Here is a 17,966-nt window from a genome sequence, read left to right as displayed (position 1 = left end):
TCGGGTGCGGCGCGCCGGGTCCCGGCGCGCCGCACGGCGGGAGCGGGGTGCTACTTGCTGACGGTGACGCTGAAGAGGTCGAGCTCGCGGAACTGGGTGGGCTGGACGCCGTGCAGGCGCGACGCCCAGGCCGCGGTGCCGGACTGCCACCAGATGGGGATGGTCGGCATGTCCTGCAGGACGAGCTTCTCGGCCTGCTGGTAGAGGGCCTGGCCCTGCTGCTGCGACGGCGCGGCGTCGGCCTGCTTGAGCAGCTCGTCGACCTTCGGGTTCGAGTACTGGCCGACGTTGGAGGCGGCACCGGTGCGGAAGAGCGGGTTGAGGAAGTTCTCGATCGACGGGTAGTCCGCGACCCACGCCGAGCGGTAGATGCCGGTGACCGAGCGGTCGTTGAGCTTCTTGCGGAAGTCGCCGAGCGTCGTCTGCGGGGTGAACTTGCAGGTGCGGCCCAGCGAAGCCTGGATCTGGCGGCAGATGACCTCCATCCACTCCTGGTTGCCGGAGTCGATGTTCGAAGTGAGCTCGATGTCCCCGGCGAAGCCGGACGCGTCGAACAGCTGCTTGGCCTTCTGCGGCTGGTAGGTGCACAGCTCGCCGCACTGGTTGTCCAGGTGGCCCTGGACGTTCGGGGCGACCAGGCCGTCGGCCGGGGTGCGGCCGCCGTTGAACACCTGCTGGATCAGCGCCTTGCGGTCGATGGCCATGGAGATCGCCTGGCGGAACTGCGGGCTGTCGTAGCGCTTGTCGAACAGCGGGAACGCGATCGCCTGGTAGCCGAGGTAGGTGTAGGTCTTGCGGCGGTCCTCCGGCAGATCCTTCTTGATCTTGCCGCCCTGGGTCGAGGTCCACGGCGTGAAGGACAGGAAGTCGAGCTTGTTCGCGATGACGTCGGCGTACGCCTTGTCCAGGTCGGTGTAGAAGCGGAAGTCGATGCCGCCGATCTGCGGCTTCTGCGCGCCGGCGAAGCCGTCGAACCGCTTGACGACCAGGTCCTTGCCGGGCGTGTACGACTCGAACCGGAACGGCCCGTCACCCACCGGGTGCGCCTCGAACGCCTTGCGGTCGGCGAAGAAGCTCGCGGGCAGCGGGAAGAACGCGGCGTAGCCGAGCTGGACGCCGAACTCCGAGAACGGCGCGTCGAGGGTGACGGTGAACGTCTTGTCGTCGACCAGCTTCAGGCCGGACAGCTCCTTGGCCGCGGGCAGGTTCGCGGGCTGCTTGCCGTCGGCGGTCGCGTTGTTGACCTGAGAGAAGCCCTCGACGTGCGAGAAGTAGCTCGCGCCGGCCATCAGGTTGGGGGAATAGGCGGTGTAGTTCCACGCGTCCACGAAGCTCTTCGCCGTCACCGGCGTCCCGTCGTGGAACGTCCAGCCGGACTTCAGCTTGACGGTCCAGACCTTCGAGTCGGTCGTGCTGATCGAGTCCGCGACCGCGTTGCGCGGCGCGGCCGTCTTGGCGTCGTACTCGATCAGGCCGCGGAACAGCGTGCCCAGCACGCTGATCCCGCCGACCTCGGTCGTGTTGCCCGGCACCAGCGGGTTCGACGGCTCGGTCTCGCTGTAGCTGATGACGGCGTCGCGGTCGATGTTCGCGGCGGCGGCAGCGGGTGCGGCGGCGCCGGCGTCTTTGGGAGCGGTGGTGTCGCCGGCCGGGGAGCTGCACGCGCTGAGCGTGACGGCGAGCGCGGCGGCCGCGCACACGGCGGCCCGGAAGTTTCGCATCGTTGGCTTCCTTCGGTGGGAGTGGGTTTTCGCTCAGCGCCGTGCCGAGGTGATGCCGAGCGCCAGCGGAAACGCGGGCTTCCCGCCGAGCAGATGGGCGCCGGCGGTCTGCAGGATCCGGTCCTGCGCCACGATGTGCTGGCACATCGTGGTGGTGTCACGCAGCCAGCGGTCCAGCGGCGAGGGCCGGTAGATCGCGGACGTCTGGAGCAGGTCGTACAGCCGGGTGACGATCGAACGGGCGGTGCGGAAGGCGTGCCGCCGCGACAGCGGCAGGGCCGCGCGTTCCGCCGCGGTCAGGTCGTCCAGGGTGCCCCCGGCGGCGAGGACCTCGTGCTGCCGCCGAAGCGCCCCGTAGACGCCGTGGCGCGTGGCGGCGAAGTCGGCTTCACAGTCGGCGAGGGTGATCTGCGTGCGGTAGTCGTCGGCGCGGCCCGCGGAGACCGCCGCGTCCCGGGCATGGTCGATTGCAGCGCGGGCGACGCCGAGGGCCACGCCCGGCATGTTGCGCATGTGCACCTCCGGCTGGGCGAGCGGGCCCGTGCCGCCGCGGACTTCGGCGAACGTGAGCGTGTGCTCGGCCGGCACGAAGATGCCGGTGATCGTGTAGTCGCAGCTCCCGCTTCCGGCCAGGCCCGTGGTGTGCCAGGTGTCGAGCACCTCGACGTCGGCCTTCGGCACCATGAGCAGGATCGAGTCGTGCGCCTGCCCGTCGGCGCCGGGCTCGGGCCTGCCGTCGCGGTAGAGGAACGCGCCGGAGATCACCCAGTCGGCGTGCGTCACGCCGCTGCCGAACTGCCACCGGCCGGTGAGGCGGTACCCGCCGGGCACGATTTCGGCGCGCCCGTTGGGGAACAGCAGGCCGGCGGTCACCATGTCGAGGCTGGGGAACATTTCGTCGGCGACGGCCGGGTCCAGGAACGAGGCGTACAACCCCGTGTCCGAGCCGATCATCGCGCACCAGCCCACCCCGGCGTCGCCGTAGGCCAGCGCTTCGATCACCTCGGTCTGCTCGATCGAGGTGAGCTCCGGGCCACCGCGATCCCGGCCGAACCCCATCCGGAACACGCCGGTGGCGCGCAGCAGTTCGACGACGTCCGCCGGCAGCCGCCGCGCCTGCTCGATCTCTTCGGCGCGGTCACGCAGGACGGGGGCGAGCGCCCGGGCCCTGGCCAGGATCTCCGCGGCGGTCGACGGCGCGGCCAGGTTGTCGCCGGCGGGCCGGGTGGACAGTGGCTCAACGACGGTCATCACATCACTTCCTCACGGGGATCGAGCTGCGGGCCGCGGACTCGGTCCGGCCGCGTGGAAGTCATTCAAACCACCGGGTGGATTGGCAGAAAGCCTTGTCCACCCTGGAAAATCAACGAGCGGAGAACGCCGGCGTCCGCCGGCACGGAAAAAGCCGCGGCGGACCGGAGTCCACCGCGGCTTTCGACTCGCCGGGAAAAGGGTCAGCGCGTGACGGCGCTGTTGATCGTGCCGAAGTCCAGCCCACCTTCCAAAGCGCCGTAGGTGCCTTTTTCGAGCAGTTCCGCCGTCGCGCGTTCGGCGACCGCGTACGCGCCCTGGGCGATCGCCGTGCCGACGCTGACCCGGCGGACGCCGACCGCTTCCAGGTCGGCGATCGAGGGCGCTCCCGGCCACACCATCACGTTCACCGGCAGCGGGCTCTGCTCGACCAGGGTGCGGAGGACGTCGAGGTCGATCAAGCCGGGGACGAAGAGGCTGTCGGCGCCGGCCCCGGCGTACGCACCGGCACGGGACAGCACCTCGTCCAACCGGCTCTCGGGCTCGCCGATGCCGAACAGGTACACGTCGGTGCGGACGTTGATCCACAGCTCGGGCAGGCCGGCGCCGGTCGCGGCGTCCCGGGCGGCGCGGACCCGCTCGACCTGGGCGCCCACGTCGAAGAGCGGACCGCCGGGGGCGGTGGAATCCTCGAGGTTGATGCCGACTGCGCCGGCGTCGACCACCGCGCGCACGGTCTCGGCGACGTCGCCGGCGGACGGGCCGTAGCCGCCTTCGATGTCCGCGGTCACCGGGACATCGACGACGCGCACGATCTTCGCGACGAGGACGGCCATCTCTTCACGGGTGAGGCCGTGCCCGTCCGGCCGTCCCGCCGACCAGGCGACGCCGCCGCTCGTGGTGGCGATGGCCTGCGCGCCCGCCCGCGCGATCACCGCCGCGCTGGCCGCGTCCCAGGCGTTCGGCAGCACCAGGACGCCGTCCTGGTGCAGGGAGCGCAGGGTCTCGGCGAGGCCGCGCTGGGTGCTGTGCATGTATCTCTCCTTGGGTTTCTCCGGTACCGAAGTCAGGAGACCGTGACGGGAACGCCCGCCGCGATCAGGTGGGCCGCCGCGAACGCGCGCCAGGGCCGCCAGCCGTCGGCCAGGCGGACGCTGTCGTCGAGCACGTCGTGGTCCAGCAGGGTCGTGCAGAGGGTCCGGTCGTCGCCGGGGAAGGCGTCGGGATAGCCGCAGCGCAGCGCGATCTGGTGGGCAGTGCCCTCGCGGAGGTCGGGAACGGAGGTCAAGCCGGCGACGAAGCCGTCGAGCGACGGCCCGGCCTCGAGCAAGGTCTCGTCCGCGGCCACGGCTTCGGCGAACGCGCCCAGCGTGCGGGCGGTGACCGCCGGCAGCCCGATGGCGGCCAGGTCCGTCACGGCGACGACCTCGGCCGACGGGAAAAGGTGCGTGAGCCCGTCGGCGAGGCCGGGGACGGGCCTGCCCGCCGCGGCCACCAGCGCACCCAGCTGCCGCCGGACGCGGGGACGGGCGCTGTACTGGCTCAGCACGGCTTCGACGCCGATCTCGAACCGGCCCCAGGCACCCGGCACCCGCAGTCCGGGCCGCGCCGCGATCAACGGTGCCAGCACCGCGTCACCGGCGAGCGCCGCGCGGGCGGGCGCGGTGTCGGCGTCGACCCCGAACATGGCGCCCACGCGGTCGACGACGTGGATCACCCCTTCCCAGAACGGCAGGTGGGCGCGCAGGAGCAGGTGGTCCGCGCCGCCGCGTTCGACCTCGAGGACCCCGGCTTCGCCGTCGAGGCTGATGGTGCGCCGGTAGACGCCGTCGCGGACCGATTCGACGCCGGGAACCGCGCGGTCGTGGAGGTAGCCGCTGAGCGTTTCCCAGTCCAGGGGCGGTGCGAACGGCAGCCGCATGGCCAGCCCGCCGTCCGCCGCGAGCCGGTCCGCCCGGCGGCGCCGATCGCGCAGCTCGACCGGGGACGCGCGGAAGACCTGTTTCATGTCCCGGTTGAACTGGCGCAGGCTGCCGAACCCGGATGCGAACGCGACATCGGCGACGGTCAGGTCCGAATCGTCGAGGAGCCGCCGGGCGAAGTGCGCGCGGCGGGAGCGGGCGAGCTGGTCCGGAGTGACCCCCAGGTGGTCGTGGAACAGCCGGCGCAGGTGCCGGGGCGACACGGCGAGCCGCTCACCCAACCCCGCTTCGGTGCCCGTGTCGAGCGCTCCGGCGATGATCATCTGGACCGCGCGGCAGACCAGTTCCGGCGCGTCGGCGGTGACCGGGCCGGCCACCCGGTACGGGCGGCAGCGCAGGCACGCCCGGAATCCGGCCGCCTCGGCTTCGGCGGCCAGCTCGAAGGTGCGGACGTTTTCGGCCAGCGGCTTGGCGCCGCATCCCGGCCGGCAGTAGATGCCGGTCGTGACCACGGCCGAAAAAGTTGTCATACCCCAGGTTTAGGGGATCTCCGGGTCCGGCGCTAGCCACATCCGGACATGGCGCAGATCAACGGACCTGGCCGATTTCCGGTGAACGGCTTTCCGTGCGCATCGTGTCCGGATCTGGCGAGACCCGTCCGCGGCCGTTCGCCAGAGTGGCTTCGACCCGCGGCGGACGTACTCGCCGCACTACAGAGAGGTTTTCCCATGCTGGCGAAGGTGTTCCCCATCCCCCTGAAGCCGGGCAAGCAGGCTGAGGCCGAGAAGATCGTGGCGGAGTTCGCGCCGCTGGGGCCGGGTCAGGAGGAGGGCACGGTCTCCTTCCGCGTGTACCGCGATCCGGCGAAGCCCGACTACCTGCTGTTCGTCGAGCACTTCGCCGACCAGGCCGCCTACGACGCCCACACCGGGTCCCCGGCCTACCAGAAGCTGATCGCGGGCCAGTTCGCCGAGCTGATCCAGGAGTTCGTCGAGATCGACCACGAGCTGATCGTCAGCCTCTGACCGGCGGTTCCCGCCCGGCCGCGGCCGCACGCGCACCCGTCGCGTCCGGCCGCCGGCCGGGCTGTGGAATCCGCCGCCGATCAGGCACGGTTCTGGTGATCCCGCAACTCGAAGCGGGCTCGGTTTGATTTTCCGGTGCAGACAAGTCTCCCGGTCAACTCTCCCGACGGCTGGAATGGGCACGTCCGCACCCCGGATCGGTGCGGGACAACCCATCCGCTAGTCCTGGAGGCCCGGCCGTGACCGAGACCATCGACAAACCCGCAGGCGTGCTGGCGGTCCTGCACCGCACGCCGAGATCGGTCCGCTACCTGCTCGCCGGGGTGCTGGTCAACCAGCTCGGCGCGTTCGTCCAGACCTTCATGGTGCTGTACCTGACCGTCCGCGGCTTCTCCGCCGGCCAGGCCGGAGTGGTGATCGCCGCCTACAGCGTCGGTTCCGTCCTGGGCGGGCTGATCGGCGGCGAGCTGGTCCACCGTGCCGGCCCGCGGGCCACCATCACGACGGCCATGCTGGGCTCGGCGGTGGTTCTCGCCCTCGTGCCGTTGTTCAGCAGGCCGGCGTTCTTCGGCCTGGTGATCGCCGGGCTGCTGCTGGCCGGCCTGGCGACCCAGAGCTACCGGCCCGCGGCGGCGGTGCTGCTCAGCGAATTGATGCCCGCGGACGACCGGGTGATGGCGTTCTCGATGATGCGGATCGCCCTCAACCTCGGCGCCGCCTTGAGCCCGCTCGTCGCGGCCGCGCTGATCCTCGTGGATTGGGATCTGCTGCTGTGGTTCGACGCGGCCACCGCGGTCGTGTACGGGCTGATGGCCGGCCGTCTGCTCCCGGCCCTGCGGATCGAACGGGAAACCGCGGAACCCGGTGAGCCGCGGCGAACCGGGACGCGTCGCGCGTACGCCACCTTGCTGCGGGACGGGCGGTTCTGGTTCTTCCTGGCGTCGGTGCTGCTCGGCTCGATCATCTACGTCCAGTACACGGTCGCCCTTCCCCTGAAGATCAGCGCCGAAGGCCATCCGACCGGCCTGTACAGCGCAGTGCTCGTCACCGCGTCCGTGGTGCTGGTTCTCTGCGAGCTGAAGATCACCGCCTACGTGACGAGGTGGCCGGGGTACGTCGCCGCGACCGCCGGCACCGCGCTGATGGGGCTCGGCGTCGCCGGCTTCGGGCTCAGCGGCGGCTCGGCGGTGGCGCTCGTCGCCTGCACGGTCGTCTTCGTGTTCGGGATCATGGTCAACGGCCCGACGATGTTCGCGTACCCGGCGACTTTTCCGGCGGCGGTCAAGGCCCGCTACATCAGCGCGCACCAGGCGACGTTCGGGCTCGGTATGGCACTGGGCCCGCTCTTCGGCGTGACTGCCTGGGTCGCGCTGGGCAACGGCGTGTGGTGGGTGTGCGGAGCGCTGGGCGTTGTCGCGGCCTTGTGCGCGTTCCTCGGAATGACGGCGCCGCGGAGGTCAGGGACCGCCGCCGCCTGAGCCGCCGTCGCCCGGATGGGCGTGCCGGGTACCGGCGCTGGCGTGCGCTCCACGCCGGTAACCCGAATGGCCCCTGCTCACCGCAACCGATCGGACGCAATTCCCGGCACCCCAACAGGCAATTGCCGTAATTCCCGGCCGTGATGTATCTGGCGGCCGTCTTAACCCTACGTGTCAGTCGTTCACGCGAAGAGCCTAACCCGCCCCCCGAACGGCGGTAGAGACCAGGGCACCGTTTCGGAGACGCTGAGCGAGTTAGGGGAAGGAAATGTCATGGGCAGACCCGAAAAGCCGGTCAACGCAGCAGGTGGCGTCGCCAGCCAATTCGCGCAGGAGCTGAGGGCCCTTCGTGCGCGGGCGGGCAATCCGACATATCGTGAAATGGCCCGGTCCGCGATGTTCTCCTCGTCGGTCCTGTCGAGCGCGGCGAGCGGCAATCGCCTGCCGTCACTGCAGGTCACCTTGGCCTTCGTGGCCGCGTGCGGTGGCGACGAGCGCGCTTGGCGGCAGTATTGGTACACCGCGACAGGCAGTTATGCGGAGCCCTCGTCACGAGGGCGGAAGGAACGGCAGCCGTGGCGGCGCTGGCGCGGCGGGGACCTGCCGCATCCGGCGCAGCTGCCGCAGCGGCCGCGGGGGTTCGTCGGCCGTGCGGCGGAGCTGGCCTGGCTTCGTACCCCGGGTGACACTCCCGTGGTGATCAGCGGGCCTGCGGGGGTGGGAAAGAGCGAGCTGGCCCTCCACTACGCCCACGGGGTGGCCGTGGAGCGGCCCGACGGTCAGCTCTACGCCGATCTCGGCGGGCCCCGCCACGGCGGAGCGGCACCGACCGCACCGAGCTTGCCGGACGTGCTCGACGGTCTGCTCCGGGCGCTGGGCGTCTCGGACGAACAGCTCGGCGGGAGCTTCGACCACCGCATCGGCCTGTACCGCACGCTGCTGGCCGAGCGGAGGCTGCTGGTCCTGCTGGACAACGTCCGGGACGAATGTCAGGTGCGGCCCCTGCTGGCCGAAACGACCACGAGCACGATCCTCCTGGTCAGCCGTAACCGGCTGCTCGGCCTGCGCGACGTCCGCCGCCTGCAGCTCGCCCCGCTGTCGCGCGGGGACTCCATCGCCATGATCGCCACGGCGCTTTCGCACCTCGGCATCGCCGCCGGTGCGGAACGGGATCGCCTGGCCGAGTTCTGCGGCGACCTCCCGATCGCGCTGGACATCGCTTTGCGCAAGATCGCCTCCAGGCCGCACCTCACCTTACGACGAGTCGTCGAGGGCTGGTGCGATCACGGGCAGGCGCTGGACTGGCTGAGCGTCGGAGACCTGTCGGTGCTGGAGATGCTGCGCTCGGCGTACGGCATGCTCAACCCGGCGGCGCGGGAAATGCTGTGGCGGCTTGCCCGGTCGTCGGCCGAGGAGCCGTTGCCGGTGGCGACCGATCGGGACGAGCAGCTGGTCGAAGAGATCGCCGACGCAGGCTTGCTCGCCCACTGGCACCACGGCACCGGCGCGTGCCGGTTGTCGCCGCTGGTGCGGGCCTTCGTCCTCCGCGTCGCCGAAGCCATGCCGAACGAGCTCACCGTCGCCGGCTCCGCGCCGGCGGCCTGATCACCCAGGTCGGGGCGGTGGGTGGGGGCACCCGCCGCCTGACCGTGTCCCTCCTTTTTCGGGCCGGTTCCGCGATCGTCGTTAATTGTCTTCCGCGGTCAAGGGTCGCCACCAAGGTGTGCGATGACCTGTAATTGCAGGAGAAGAACGGCACTCGATGTTCCGCGATTTGCGAAATCGTCGGCGGAGGTGCCGGTGCGTTTTCCTCCGGAAGGACATGGCGATGCTCGACGACCACATTCCGGTACGCGTGACCGAACCCGATCCGCTCGCCGTGCCCGATGATCACGGCCGCCGGAGCCGATCCGCTCGGTCGAGAATTCCGGGCATACCGGCCTTTTTCGCCGCTGCCGCCGCGATCTTCCTGCTCGGAGTGGCGATCTGGCTTTCGGCCCGGGTGGCTCCGGGCCCGGCGTGGCACTCGATCGCCTTGTTCGCCCACTTGGCGTCGCTCGTCGTCGGCTTCGGCGCGGTCCTGGTGGCGGACTACTTCTTCGCTCTCTGGCTGTTGCGTCGCGTGACGTTCGCCGAGGCGGTGCGCAGCACCTCGCGGCTGCACCTGCTCGTGTGGACCGGCCTGACCGGGCTCGTGGCCAGCGGCACGTTCCTCCAGCCCGACCTGCGTTCGCCGCTCACCCTGGTGAAGCTCGGCCTCGTGCTGGCACTCACCGTCAACGGCGTGCACGTCGCGGTGCTGGGACGGCGGATGAGCGCGGTCGTCGGCACCCCCGGGCGGCGTCTGCTCCTGCGGGGCGGTGCGGCGACAGTGCTGTCGCAGGTCTGCTGGTGGGGTGCCGTCTTCATCGGTTTCCTGAACGCGAACCGATGACTTCCGCCCTTGCTCCGCTGTCCGCGGAACTGTCCCGATCCGGCCGGACACCCCGGCCGCGCGCACAGCACGCCGGACACATCCGGCTGCCGGGGTCGCGTCCGGGGCAGGGCCCGGCGCGCCGCCGCGGCCGTCAACCGGCTCAGCACGGCGGGGCAGCGGCTCGACGAAGCCCGTTCGAACGCGGACTTGACGCTGACCGTCGAGCTGTTGCAGCTTCGCCGGCTGGGCTGAGCCGCCGTCCGTCCAGGAGTTCCCGGCTCTTTCCCGGCAACTGCCGGCGTGCGCCCGGACGCGGTGCGGCAGGGATGGCCGGGCGTGCCCCGCCCGTGGGGCCCGCTGTCCGTCCCGTCCGTCCGACGAAAGAGCGAAGAATGACCAGCACCGTCCCCACCGCATCGGCGTCCGCGTCCGGTAGTGCGGAACAGCTTTCCCACCGCAGGTTGCTCATGTGTTCGGCGAAGTACTTCCGGATCGACTACGAGATCAACCCGTACATGCACACCGACGTCCAGCCCGATCCGGCGGCCGCCGTCGCCGAGCACGACCGCATCGTCGCCGCCCACCTGGCGGCCGGTCGTACGGTGGAGTTCGTCGAGGCCGACCCGATGTGCCCGGACATGACCTACACCGCCAACGCGGCGGTGGTCCGCGGAGACCGGGCCGTTCTCGCGACGCTCCCGCCCGAGCGCGCCCCGGAAACGCCGCACTACCGGGCCTGGCTGGAGGCCAACGGGTTCGACGTCACCGACACGCCGTACGCATTCAGTGGCCAAGGGGATGCGCTGGCGTGTGGCGATCTGCTCCTCGCCGCACACGGCCGGCGAACCGACGCCCGGGTGCACCGGGTGCTGGCCCGGCACCTCGGCTACGAGGTCGTCGGCCTGCGCACGACGAGCGCCCGGTGGTACGATCTCGACCTGGCGGTCGCCGTGATCCGGCCCGGGCGGACACTGGCGTACAACCCCGAAGCCCTCGACCAGCCCAGCCTGCGGACCTTGCGCGGGCTCGGGCTGGAGCTGATTCCCGTGCGGCCGGCCGAAGCGGCGCGGTTCGCGCTGAACCTCGTCAGCGACGGCCGGACGGTCACGATGACCGCCGGCGCGCCCCACCTCGCGGCGGACCTGCGGGCACAGGGGCTGGCAGTGGTGGAACTGGACACGACGGAGCTGCGCAAAGGCGGCGGTGGCATCCGCTGCACGGCGTTGACGTTGGACAACCCGGCCTGACCGGAGGTCGTGGGTGAGAAACAGGATTCCGACCCTGTTTCTCACTCACGACGCGCGCCCGGTGCCCAGAGGTCGTCCGCGTCGCCGGCTTCCAGGCGTCCGCGGTACACGCCGATCTTCCGGTCGATCAGCTTCAGGTTCTCCGCCAGCTCGGCCAGCTTCGCCACCACGTCGGCCCGGTGCGACTCCAGCAGCGCCAGCCGCTCCTGCTCGTTGCCGCGGCCCGCGCTGACCAGTTCCGCGTAACGGCGGATCAGCTTGATCGGCATGCCCGTCGCGCGCAGCTTGGTGCAGATCCTGATCCAGTCCAGGTCCAGCTTCCGGTAGCGGCGCCGGCCGCCGGAAGTGCGGTCCACCTGCGTGACCACCAGGCCCGCTCGTTCGTAGTAGCGCAGCGTGTGCGCGCTGACCCCGGTGCGGCGGGCCGCCTCCGCGATGGTCAGCCCGGCCTCGGGGATCGGTTTGACTTCGAGCACGCTCTAAATCCTAGCGTCGCTCCCATGAACGTCCCGACTCCGCGCCGCCCGGCGCTCGTGCTGGCCGTCTGCTGCGTCAGCATCGTCGTGGCGGTGATGGACATCTCCATCGTCACCGTCGCCCTGCCGTCGATCCGCCGCGATCTCGGCGCCTCCGTCTCCGGTCTGCAGTGGACGGTCGACGCCTACACGCTCGTGCTGGCCGGCTTCCTCGTGCTCGCCGGCTCGACCGCCGACCGGTTCGGCCGCAAGCGCGTCTTCCTGACCGGCCTCACCGTCTTCGGGCTGGGCTCGCTGCTGTGCAGCCTGGCGCCCGGCATCGGCTGGCTGATCGCGGCCCGCGCGGTGCAGGCCGTCGGCGGCACCATGCTCAACCCGGTGGCGCTGGCCATCGTGACCACGGTCTATCCCGTCCCGGCCGAGCGGGCCCGCGCCATCGGCGTGTTCGGCTCGATGTCCGGCCTGGCGCTGGCGCTCGGCCCGATCCTCGGCGGCGCGCTCGTCGACGCCTTCGGCTGGCGATCCGTTTTCTGGGTGAACGTGCCGATCGTCGCCGCCGCGATCGTCGCGACCGCGCTGTTCGTGCCCGAATCCCGCGCGGCGCGGGCCCGCCGGTTCGACCCGGTGGCGCAGGTGCTCGTGGTCGTCGTGCTCGGCGGTGTCGTGGAAGCCATCATCGAGGCGCGCCGGCTGGGCTGGACGTCGCCGGTCATCCTCGGGCTGCTCGTCCTCGCCGGGCTCGGCGTGCTGGGGCTGCTGCGCCACGAGCCGCGCCGCGCCGACCCGCTGCTCGAGCTGCGCCTGTTCCGCAGCGTCGCGTTCGGCTCGGCGATCCTCATGGCGCTGTTCGCGCTCTGCGCGTTCGGTGTCTTCCTCTTCGTCACCACCCAGTACCTGCAGGACACGCGCGGCATGACGGCGCTGTCGGCCGGGCTGTGCCTGCTGCCCGTCGGCGTGCTGGTCCTGCTGCTGTCCCCGCGGGCGGGCCGGCTGACCGGGACGCGCGGCCCCAGGGTGCCGCTGGTCGTCGCCGGTGCCGCGCTCGCCCTCGGCGGAGCCGCGTCGGCGTGGCTCGGCCCGGCGACGCCGCTGCCGCTCGTGCTCGCCGTCTCCCTGCTGTTCGGCGTCTTCCTCGGCATGGTCAACCCGCCGATCACGAACACGGCGATCTCCGGGATGCCGCGGTCGATGGCCGGGGTGGCCGGTTCGCTGGCGTCGGCGGGCCGGCAGACGGGCACCACGCTGGGGGTCGCGCTCGCCGGGACGCTCCCGGGCGCCGGCACCGTGTGGTGGCTGGTCGCCGCGCTCGGCGTCGCCGTCCTCGTCCTCGCGCTGGTCAGCACGGGACGCCGCGCGGCGGAGACGGCCCGGCGCGCGGCGGCGCTGTTCGACGAGGTCGAGGGCGTGCCGGTCAGCCCCCGGCCACCGACGGGATGATCTGCACCTCGCCGCGGTCGCGCAGCACCGCCGAAGCGCCGCCGCGGTGGCGGCACTCCTCGCCGTCGACGTAGAAGTTGACGTAGCGGCGCAGCCCCGCCTGCTCGTCACGCAGCCGCCGCTCCAGCGCCGGGTACCGGCCGGCGAGCGCGTCGAGCAGGCTGCCGAGCGTGGCGGGCTCGGCGACCTCGACCTCCAGGCGTGACTCGCCGCCCGTCTTGTCCCGCAGGGTGCCGGGGACCAGCACGGTGATCCGCACGGCTCACACCGTCGCGGCGCGGACGCACAGCACGTCGGGCAGGTGCGCGGCGACGAGCCGCCAGCTGTCGCCCTCGTCCCGGCTGGCGTAGACGTCGCCGGTCCGCGACCCGAAGTAGATCCCGGCCGGGTCGGCGTCGTCGGCGCACATCGCGTCACGCATCACGCCGGCCCAGTACCCGTCGGGCAGGCCGGGCCCCACGGCCGCCCACGACTTCCCGGCGTCCTCGCTGCGGTACACCCGGCACCGGCCGTCCGGCGGGAACCGCATGGCGTCGGCGACCAGCGGGAACGTGTAGATCACGTCCGGCCGGTGCGGGTGGACGACGATGGGGAAGCCGAAGTCGCTGGGCAGGCCATCGGCGATCGACTGCCAGGTCGCCGCGGCGTCGTCGCTGCGGTAGACGCCGTGGTGCACCTGGGCGAAGAACACCTCCGGCGCGCTCGGGTGCATCGCGACCTTGTGCACGCACTGGCCGTATTCGGGGAACGGGTCGGGCACGTGGACGGCCTTGATGCCGGTGTTGCGGGGTGCCCAGGTCGCGCCGCCGTCCTCGGTGCGGTAGACGCCGCCGGTCGACATCGCCACGGTCACGCGGGCCGGGTCCACCGGGTCCGGCAGCACGGTGTGGATCGCCTTGCCGCCGCCTCCTGGCGTCCAGTGCTGCCGGTGCGGGTGGTCCCACAGGCCGCGGACCAGCTCGTAGGTGCGGCCGCCGTCGGCCGACCGGAACAGGGCGGACGGCTCGGTGCCGGCGTAGACGACGTCCGGCTCGGCCGGCGGCCCCGGCACGAGCTGCCAGGCGCGGACGAGGGATTCGGCCGTGTCGGGCGGGAACGCGATCGGCGCGTGGTCCGGTTCGTGCCAGGATGCGCCCAGGTCGTCGCTGGTGGCCACGCTCGGCCCGTAGTGCTCGCTGGTGACCCCGGCGAGCAGCCGCGGCGTGGCCCGGCGCGTGTCGATGCCGACCGCGTACACCTCGGTCATCGCGTGGTGCGGGCCGGTCACCTCCCAGCTCGCCCGGTCGTCGGCGCTGGTCGCCAGCCACAGTCCCTTGCGCGTCCCGATCGCGAGCACGACAGTCATCAGGGCCCTCCCTCGAAGTGACCGGTGTCACAGTACTCTGCCGGAAAAATCTCCGGGGAAAAATGTCGAGGGCCGCGCGCGGCCGATCGACGCGGGGGTGAAGGCCGGTCAGCGAGCCCGGGACGACCCGGGCCCCGGCCGACGAGACCAGGGAGCAAGTCCATGCGTTTCCTCATGATGCACCGGATCGACGAGAACGACCCGCAGTCGTGGAACCCCAGCCCGGAGTTCGTGCGGAAGATGGGCGGGTTCGTCCAGGAGGCGGCCGAGAAGGGCATCCTGATCACCGCGGAGGGCGTGCACAAGACGGACAAGGGCGCGCTGGTCCGCAAGCCCCGCGGCGCGGCGATCCGCGTGACCGACGGGCCCTTCGCCGAGGCCAAGGAGGTCATCGGCGGGTTCGCGCTGATCAACGCGGCGGACCGGGCGGAGGCCGTCGAGTTCGCCAAGCGGTACGCCGAGCTGTTCGACTCCGAGATCGAGGTGGAGATCCGCCAGGTCGTCGAGTTCGACGAGCTCCCGGCGCAGGACTGACCGCGCGCCGGTGGCGCTAGGCTGCCCGGGAACCGACTCTGGGGGTAACACAGATGTTCCTGGTCACCGGCGCCACCGGCAATGTGGGCGCGGAAGTGGTCTCGGCCTTGGCGAAGGCGGGCGAACCGGTACGGGCGCTGGTGCGCCGTCCGGACGCGGCCCTGCCGGACGGCGCCGAAGCGGCGCTGGGCGATCTCAACGACCCGGGCAGCCTCGGCGACGCGCTGAAGGGCGTCGACGGGGTCTTCCTGCTGGCGGGTTACCACGACATGCCCGGCATGCTGGCGCGGGCGCGCGAGGCGGGTGTCCGCCGGATCGTGCTGCTGTCCGGCGGTTCGGCCGCGCTGGCGAAAATGGACAACGCGGTGTCGGCGTACATGACGCTGGCCGAGCGCGCCGTGCGCGAATCGGGTCTGGAGTGGACGTTCCTGCGGCCGCGGGCGTTCATGTCGAACGCGTTGCGCTGGCTGCCGCAGCTGCGCGAGGGCGACACGGTCCGCGCGCAGTTCCCGGAGGTCCCGGTGGCGTGCATCGACCCGGCGGACATCGCGGCGGTGGCGGTGCGCGCGCTCGCGGGCGGTCACGAAGGACGCATCCACGAGCTGACCGGCCCGGTGGCGCTGCGGCCGGCCGACCAGGTCGCGGTGCTGGCCGAGGTGCTCGGGAGGGACCTGGAGTTCGTGGGCCTCTCGGACGAGGAGACGCGCGCGGAGCTGGAGGCGAGCATGCCGCGCGAGTACGTGGAAGCGTTCTGGGACTTCTACGTCGGCGGAACGCTGGACGAGGCGACGGTGTACCCGACGGTGGCGGAGGTGACGGGACGACAGCCCGGCACGTTCGCCGGCTGGGCGGCGGCGCACGCGGACGCCTTCCGCTGACGAAGGAGCGGCCATCCGGCGGAAGGCCGTTGTGCTCCGGCGCGGTGCACGCCAAGGTGGTGGCGCTGTCGACCACTGGGGGCGCGGGTGAGCGGGGACGAGGCGGAGCGGTCTGACCCGCTCGCCGTGCCGGGCGTGGCCTGGCCCGACGTCTCCGCCGTTCTCGCCGTCGTGCTCGCGGTGCCCGTCGTCGCCAGTGGGCTGCTCGTGCTCGCGCTCCTCGGGAAGCTTCTCTGGCCTGACTGCTTCTGGGTGATTCCGGCCTGCTGGGTGCCGGCCGGTGCCGTCACCTTCGTGCCCGCGTTCGAGCACTTCCTGCTGCCGCTGCTGTTCGGCTTGCGCGCCCCCACCCAGCGGGAACTCGCCCGGCTCACCCCGAGCTGGGAGGCCGTCTGCGCCGCCGCGGGGGTCGACAGCGGCCGCTACCGGCTGTGGATCGAGCGTTCGCGGGAGCTGAACGCCTTCGCCGCGGGCGGCCGGACCGTCGCCGTGACGCGCGCCGCGCTCGACCTCCCGCCGCCGGGCCTCGCGGCGATCCTCGCCCACGAACTGGGCCACCACCTGGCCGGGCACACGCGCGCGTCGCTGCTGGTCTGGTGGCTCGAACTGCCCGCGCGGGTCCTGGCGCGGCTCGTGCGGCTGCTGGCGCTCGCCGTGCCGTTCGTGGGCCGGGCCTTCGCGCCCTTCGGCCGGGCCGTGGTCGTGCTCGTGACCGTGCTGCTCGGACTGGGCGTGCTCACCGTGCTGGCGTTCCTCGACCCGTGGCTGCTGCTGACGCCGCTGCTCGGCCCGGTCCTCGCCTGGTCGAAGCGGCTCGGCGAGTACCGCGCCGACCGGATGGCCGCGCGCCTGGGCTACGGCCCGGAGCTGATCGCCCTGCTGAAGCAGTGGATCGTGCTGAACCGCGGCGACGAGCGGCGCCTGTGGCCGCGGGTGCTGGCCGGGCACCCGGCGCACATCGACCGGATCACCCGGCTGAAGCGCTGAACCCCGTCGCGACCGCCGCTCCGCGCAACGCGGTCACCGCGGGCGCGAACATCGTCGCCTTGATCGCGCCCAGTGTGCCGCGGTCCTTGCCCGCCAGCGCCCGGACGCGGTCGCTCGCCACCGCCAGCAGTTCCGTCTGCGCCGCCGTCTCGTCCACCAGGCCCGCCGCCAGCGCTTCCGCGCCGCCGAAACGCCGTCCCGTCGTCATCGACGCGATCGCCGCCGACGGTGTCAGCTTCCCCTGGACCAGCGCCGCCATTCCCGGCGTGAACGGGATGTCGATGTCCGCCTCCGGGAAGCAGAAATACCCGCGGTCGGCGCGCATCACGCGGAAGTCGTGCGCCATCGCCAGCATCGCGCCCGCGCCGAACGCGTGGCCGTTGACCGCCGCCACCGTCGGCACCGGCAGCGTCAGCACGCGTGCGAACAGCTCCTGCACGTCGGCGACGTACTGCGCCGCCTGGTCGCCGTGTTCGGTCAGCCAGGCGAGGTCGAGGCCGTTCGAGTAGAACTTGCCGCCGCCGGTGGTCACCAGCGCGCCGTCCACACCGTCCAAAAAGGAGTGGACGCGCTGCAGCCAGTCCGGGGAGAAGCGGTTTTCGCCGTCGCCGAGGTGCAGCACGGATACGGGGTCGGTCACGGCCGGTCCTTCTTTCGCGGGGGCACGGTCAGCACGGCGCGCACCGCGGCGGCGAGCCGGTCCCGTACCAGTGGGTCGGTGAGGTCGCGCCGGAACAGCGCGGTCGGCAGGTCGACAACGCACGTCGTGACGACCTCGACGGCCAGGCCGTCGCCGCGGTCCCAGAGCATCCTGGCGAGCCGCACGAGCAGCGTGACCAGGCGTTTGTCGAGCGCGTGCAGGGCGTCGGCCAGCTCTTCGGGCAGTTCGGGCCCGAAGAGCCGGTCGGCCTTGGTCGTCAGCAGCATCCGCGCGCCGGCGGGACGGCGGGCGGCGAACACCGCGGGGGCGCCGGCCGCGGCGACCACGGCCTCCACCGGCGTCGCCGCTTCGTCCACGAGCGCGGTCTGCAGGTCGAGGAACGCGGTCGCCGCGCGCAGCCAGGCCCGGGCCAGCAACGCGTTGAGCGAGCCGAAAGCGTGGTAGATCGTGCCGTTCGGCACGCCGGCGGCCGCGGCCAGGGCCCGCACGGTGACGTTCCCGAGCCCCGACGACGCGACCAGCTGCTCGGTGACGTCGAGCAGCCGGTCGAGGTCGTGGACGCGGGGCCGGGGCACGCCGCGACCGTAA

The 17,966-nt window shown here is 72.0% G+C and carries 18 protein-coding genes; 9 read left to right on the top strand and 9 right to left on the bottom strand.

Annotation, left to right across the window (positions count from 1 at the left end; all coding sequences use genetic code 11):
• Nucleotides 1-50: 50 nt before the first annotated feature.
• The 4 genes from BT341_RS38585 to BT341_RS38570 all read right to left on the bottom strand — a co-directional run bounded on the left by BT341_RS38585 (nt 51) and on the right by BT341_RS38570 (nt 5,424).
• The gene (locus tag BT341_RS38585; protein ID WP_084743137.1) at nt 51-1,721 is read right to left on the bottom strand and encodes a peptide ABC transporter substrate-binding protein; all 1,671 of its coding nucleotides are present in this window, start codon (nt 1,719-1,721) and stop codon (nt 51-53) included.
• Between the two features lie 33 nt (nt 1,722-1,754).
• Nucleotides 1,755-2,972 carry an acyl-CoA dehydrogenase family protein gene (locus BT341_RS38580; protein WP_072480921.1) on the bottom strand — a complete coding sequence of 406 codons (1,218 nt, stop codon included), beginning with the start codon at nt 2,970-2,972 and terminating at the stop codon, nt 1,755-1,757.
• Nucleotides 2,973-3,175: 203 nt separating this feature from the next.
• A complete protein-coding gene (locus tag BT341_RS38575) occupies nt 3,176-4,006 on the bottom strand; it encodes an isocitrate lyase/PEP mutase family protein (protein WP_072480920.1) in 831 nt (276 codons plus the stop codon).
• Nucleotides 4,007-4,038: 32 nt separating this feature from the next.
• On the bottom strand, nt 4,039-5,424 hold the full coding sequence (locus tag BT341_RS38570) for a bifunctional transcriptional activator/DNA repair enzyme AdaA (protein ID WP_072480919.1): 1,386 nt from the start codon (nt 5,422-5,424) through the stop codon (nt 4,039-4,041).
• A 198-nt stretch (nt 5,425-5,622) separates the two neighbouring features.
• Here BT341_RS38570 and BT341_RS38565 point away from each other — a divergent pair, with 198 nt between their 5' ends.
• From BT341_RS38565 to BT341_RS38540, 5 genes are all read left to right on the top strand, one after another.
• Complete coding sequence (locus tag BT341_RS38565) at nt 5,623-5,919, top strand: putative quinol monooxygenase (protein ID WP_072480918.1); 297 nt, start codon at nt 5,623-5,625, stop codon at nt 5,917-5,919.
• A 239-nt stretch (nt 5,920-6,158) separates the two neighbouring features.
• Complete coding sequence (locus BT341_RS38560; protein WP_143168781.1) at nt 6,159-7,397, top strand: MFS transporter; 1,239 nt, start codon at nt 6,159-6,161, stop codon at nt 7,395-7,397.
• 273 nt (nt 7,398-7,670) lie between these two features.
• Nucleotides 7,671-9,002 carry a helix-turn-helix domain-containing protein gene (locus BT341_RS38555; protein ID WP_072480917.1) on the top strand — a complete coding sequence of 444 codons (1,332 nt, stop codon included), beginning with the start codon at nt 7,671-7,673 and terminating at the stop codon, nt 9,000-9,002.
• 373 nt (nt 9,003-9,375) lie between these two features.
• Nucleotides 9,376-9,831, top strand: coding sequence for a hypothetical protein (locus tag BT341_RS38550; RefSeq protein ID WP_218177816.1), 456 nt, complete (start codon nt 9,376-9,378; stop codon nt 9,829-9,831).
• A 374-nt stretch (nt 9,832-10,205) separates the two neighbouring features.
• Nucleotides 10,206-11,060, top strand: coding sequence for a dimethylarginine dimethylaminohydrolase family protein (locus tag BT341_RS38540; RefSeq protein WP_084743135.1), 855 nt, complete (start codon nt 10,206-10,208; stop codon nt 11,058-11,060).
• 41 nt (nt 11,061-11,101) lie between these two features.
• On the opposite strand, the gene BT341_RS38535 is transcribed toward BT341_RS38540, so the two are convergent.
• Nucleotides 11,102-11,536 carry a MerR family transcriptional regulator gene (locus tag BT341_RS38535; protein WP_072480914.1) on the bottom strand — a complete coding sequence of 145 codons (435 nt, stop codon included), beginning with the start codon at nt 11,534-11,536 and terminating at the stop codon, nt 11,102-11,104.
• Between the two features lie 24 nt (nt 11,537-11,560).
• Between BT341_RS38535 and BT341_RS38530 the strand changes: the two genes are divergently transcribed.
• Entirely contained in the window at nt 11,561-12,973 is a 1,413-nt protein-coding gene (locus BT341_RS38530) for an MFS transporter (protein WP_072480913.1), read from the top strand.
• Here the strand turns inward: BT341_RS38530 and BT341_RS38525 are convergent.
• A complete protein-coding gene (locus BT341_RS38525) occupies nt 12,948-13,232 on the bottom strand; it encodes a MoaD/ThiS family protein (RefSeq protein WP_072480912.1) in 285 nt (94 codons plus the stop codon). The genes BT341_RS38530 and BT341_RS38525 overlap by 26 nt on opposite strands.
• A 3-nt stretch (nt 13,233-13,235) precedes the next feature.
• Nucleotides 13,236-14,318 (bottom strand): WD40/YVTN/BNR-like repeat-containing protein, encoded by a 1,083-nt coding sequence (locus tag BT341_RS38520; protein WP_072480911.1) that lies wholly within the window; start codon nt 14,316-14,318, stop codon nt 13,236-13,238.
• Nucleotides 14,319-14,480: 162 nt separating this feature from the next.
• Here BT341_RS38520 and BT341_RS38515 point away from each other — a divergent pair, with 162 nt between their 5' ends.
• The 3 genes from BT341_RS38515 to BT341_RS38505 all read left to right on the top strand — a co-directional run bounded on the left by BT341_RS38515 (nt 14,481) and on the right by BT341_RS38505 (nt 16,717).
• Nucleotides 14,481-14,852: a YciI family protein gene (locus BT341_RS38515; protein ID WP_143168780.1), complete on the top strand. Its 372-nt coding sequence runs from the start codon at nt 14,481-14,483 to the stop codon at nt 14,850-14,852.
• Between the two features lie 53 nt (nt 14,853-14,905).
• A complete protein-coding gene (locus tag BT341_RS38510; protein WP_072480910.1) occupies nt 14,906-15,730 on the top strand; it encodes an NAD(P)H-binding protein in 825 nt (274 codons plus the stop codon).
• Between the two features lie 87 nt (nt 15,731-15,817).
• Nucleotides 15,818-16,717 carry a M48 family metalloprotease gene (locus BT341_RS38505; protein ID WP_245805249.1) on the top strand — a complete coding sequence of 300 codons (900 nt, stop codon included), beginning with the start codon at nt 15,818-15,820 and terminating at the stop codon, nt 16,715-16,717.
• Here the strand turns inward: BT341_RS38505 and BT341_RS38500 are convergent.
• Nucleotides 16,698-17,357, bottom strand: coding sequence for an enoyl-CoA hydratase/isomerase family protein (locus BT341_RS38500; protein ID WP_072480909.1), 660 nt, complete (start codon nt 17,355-17,357; stop codon nt 16,698-16,700). The two genes, BT341_RS38505 and BT341_RS38500, sit on opposite strands and share 20 nt — an antisense overlap.
• Nucleotides 17,354-17,953: a TetR/AcrR family transcriptional regulator gene (locus BT341_RS38495; protein ID WP_072480908.1), complete on the bottom strand. Its 600-nt coding sequence runs from the start codon at nt 17,951-17,953 to the stop codon at nt 17,354-17,356. Before BT341_RS38495 ends, BT341_RS38500 begins: the two co-directional genes overlap by 4 nt.
• Nucleotides 17,954-17,966 lie beyond the last annotated feature (13 nt).

This window comes from Amycolatopsis australiensis (assembly GCF_900119165.1).
GTDB lineage: Bacteria > Actinomycetota > Actinomycetes > Mycobacteriales > Pseudonocardiaceae > Amycolatopsis > Amycolatopsis australiensis.
This window is presented reverse-complemented; position numbering and strand designations above follow the sequence as displayed.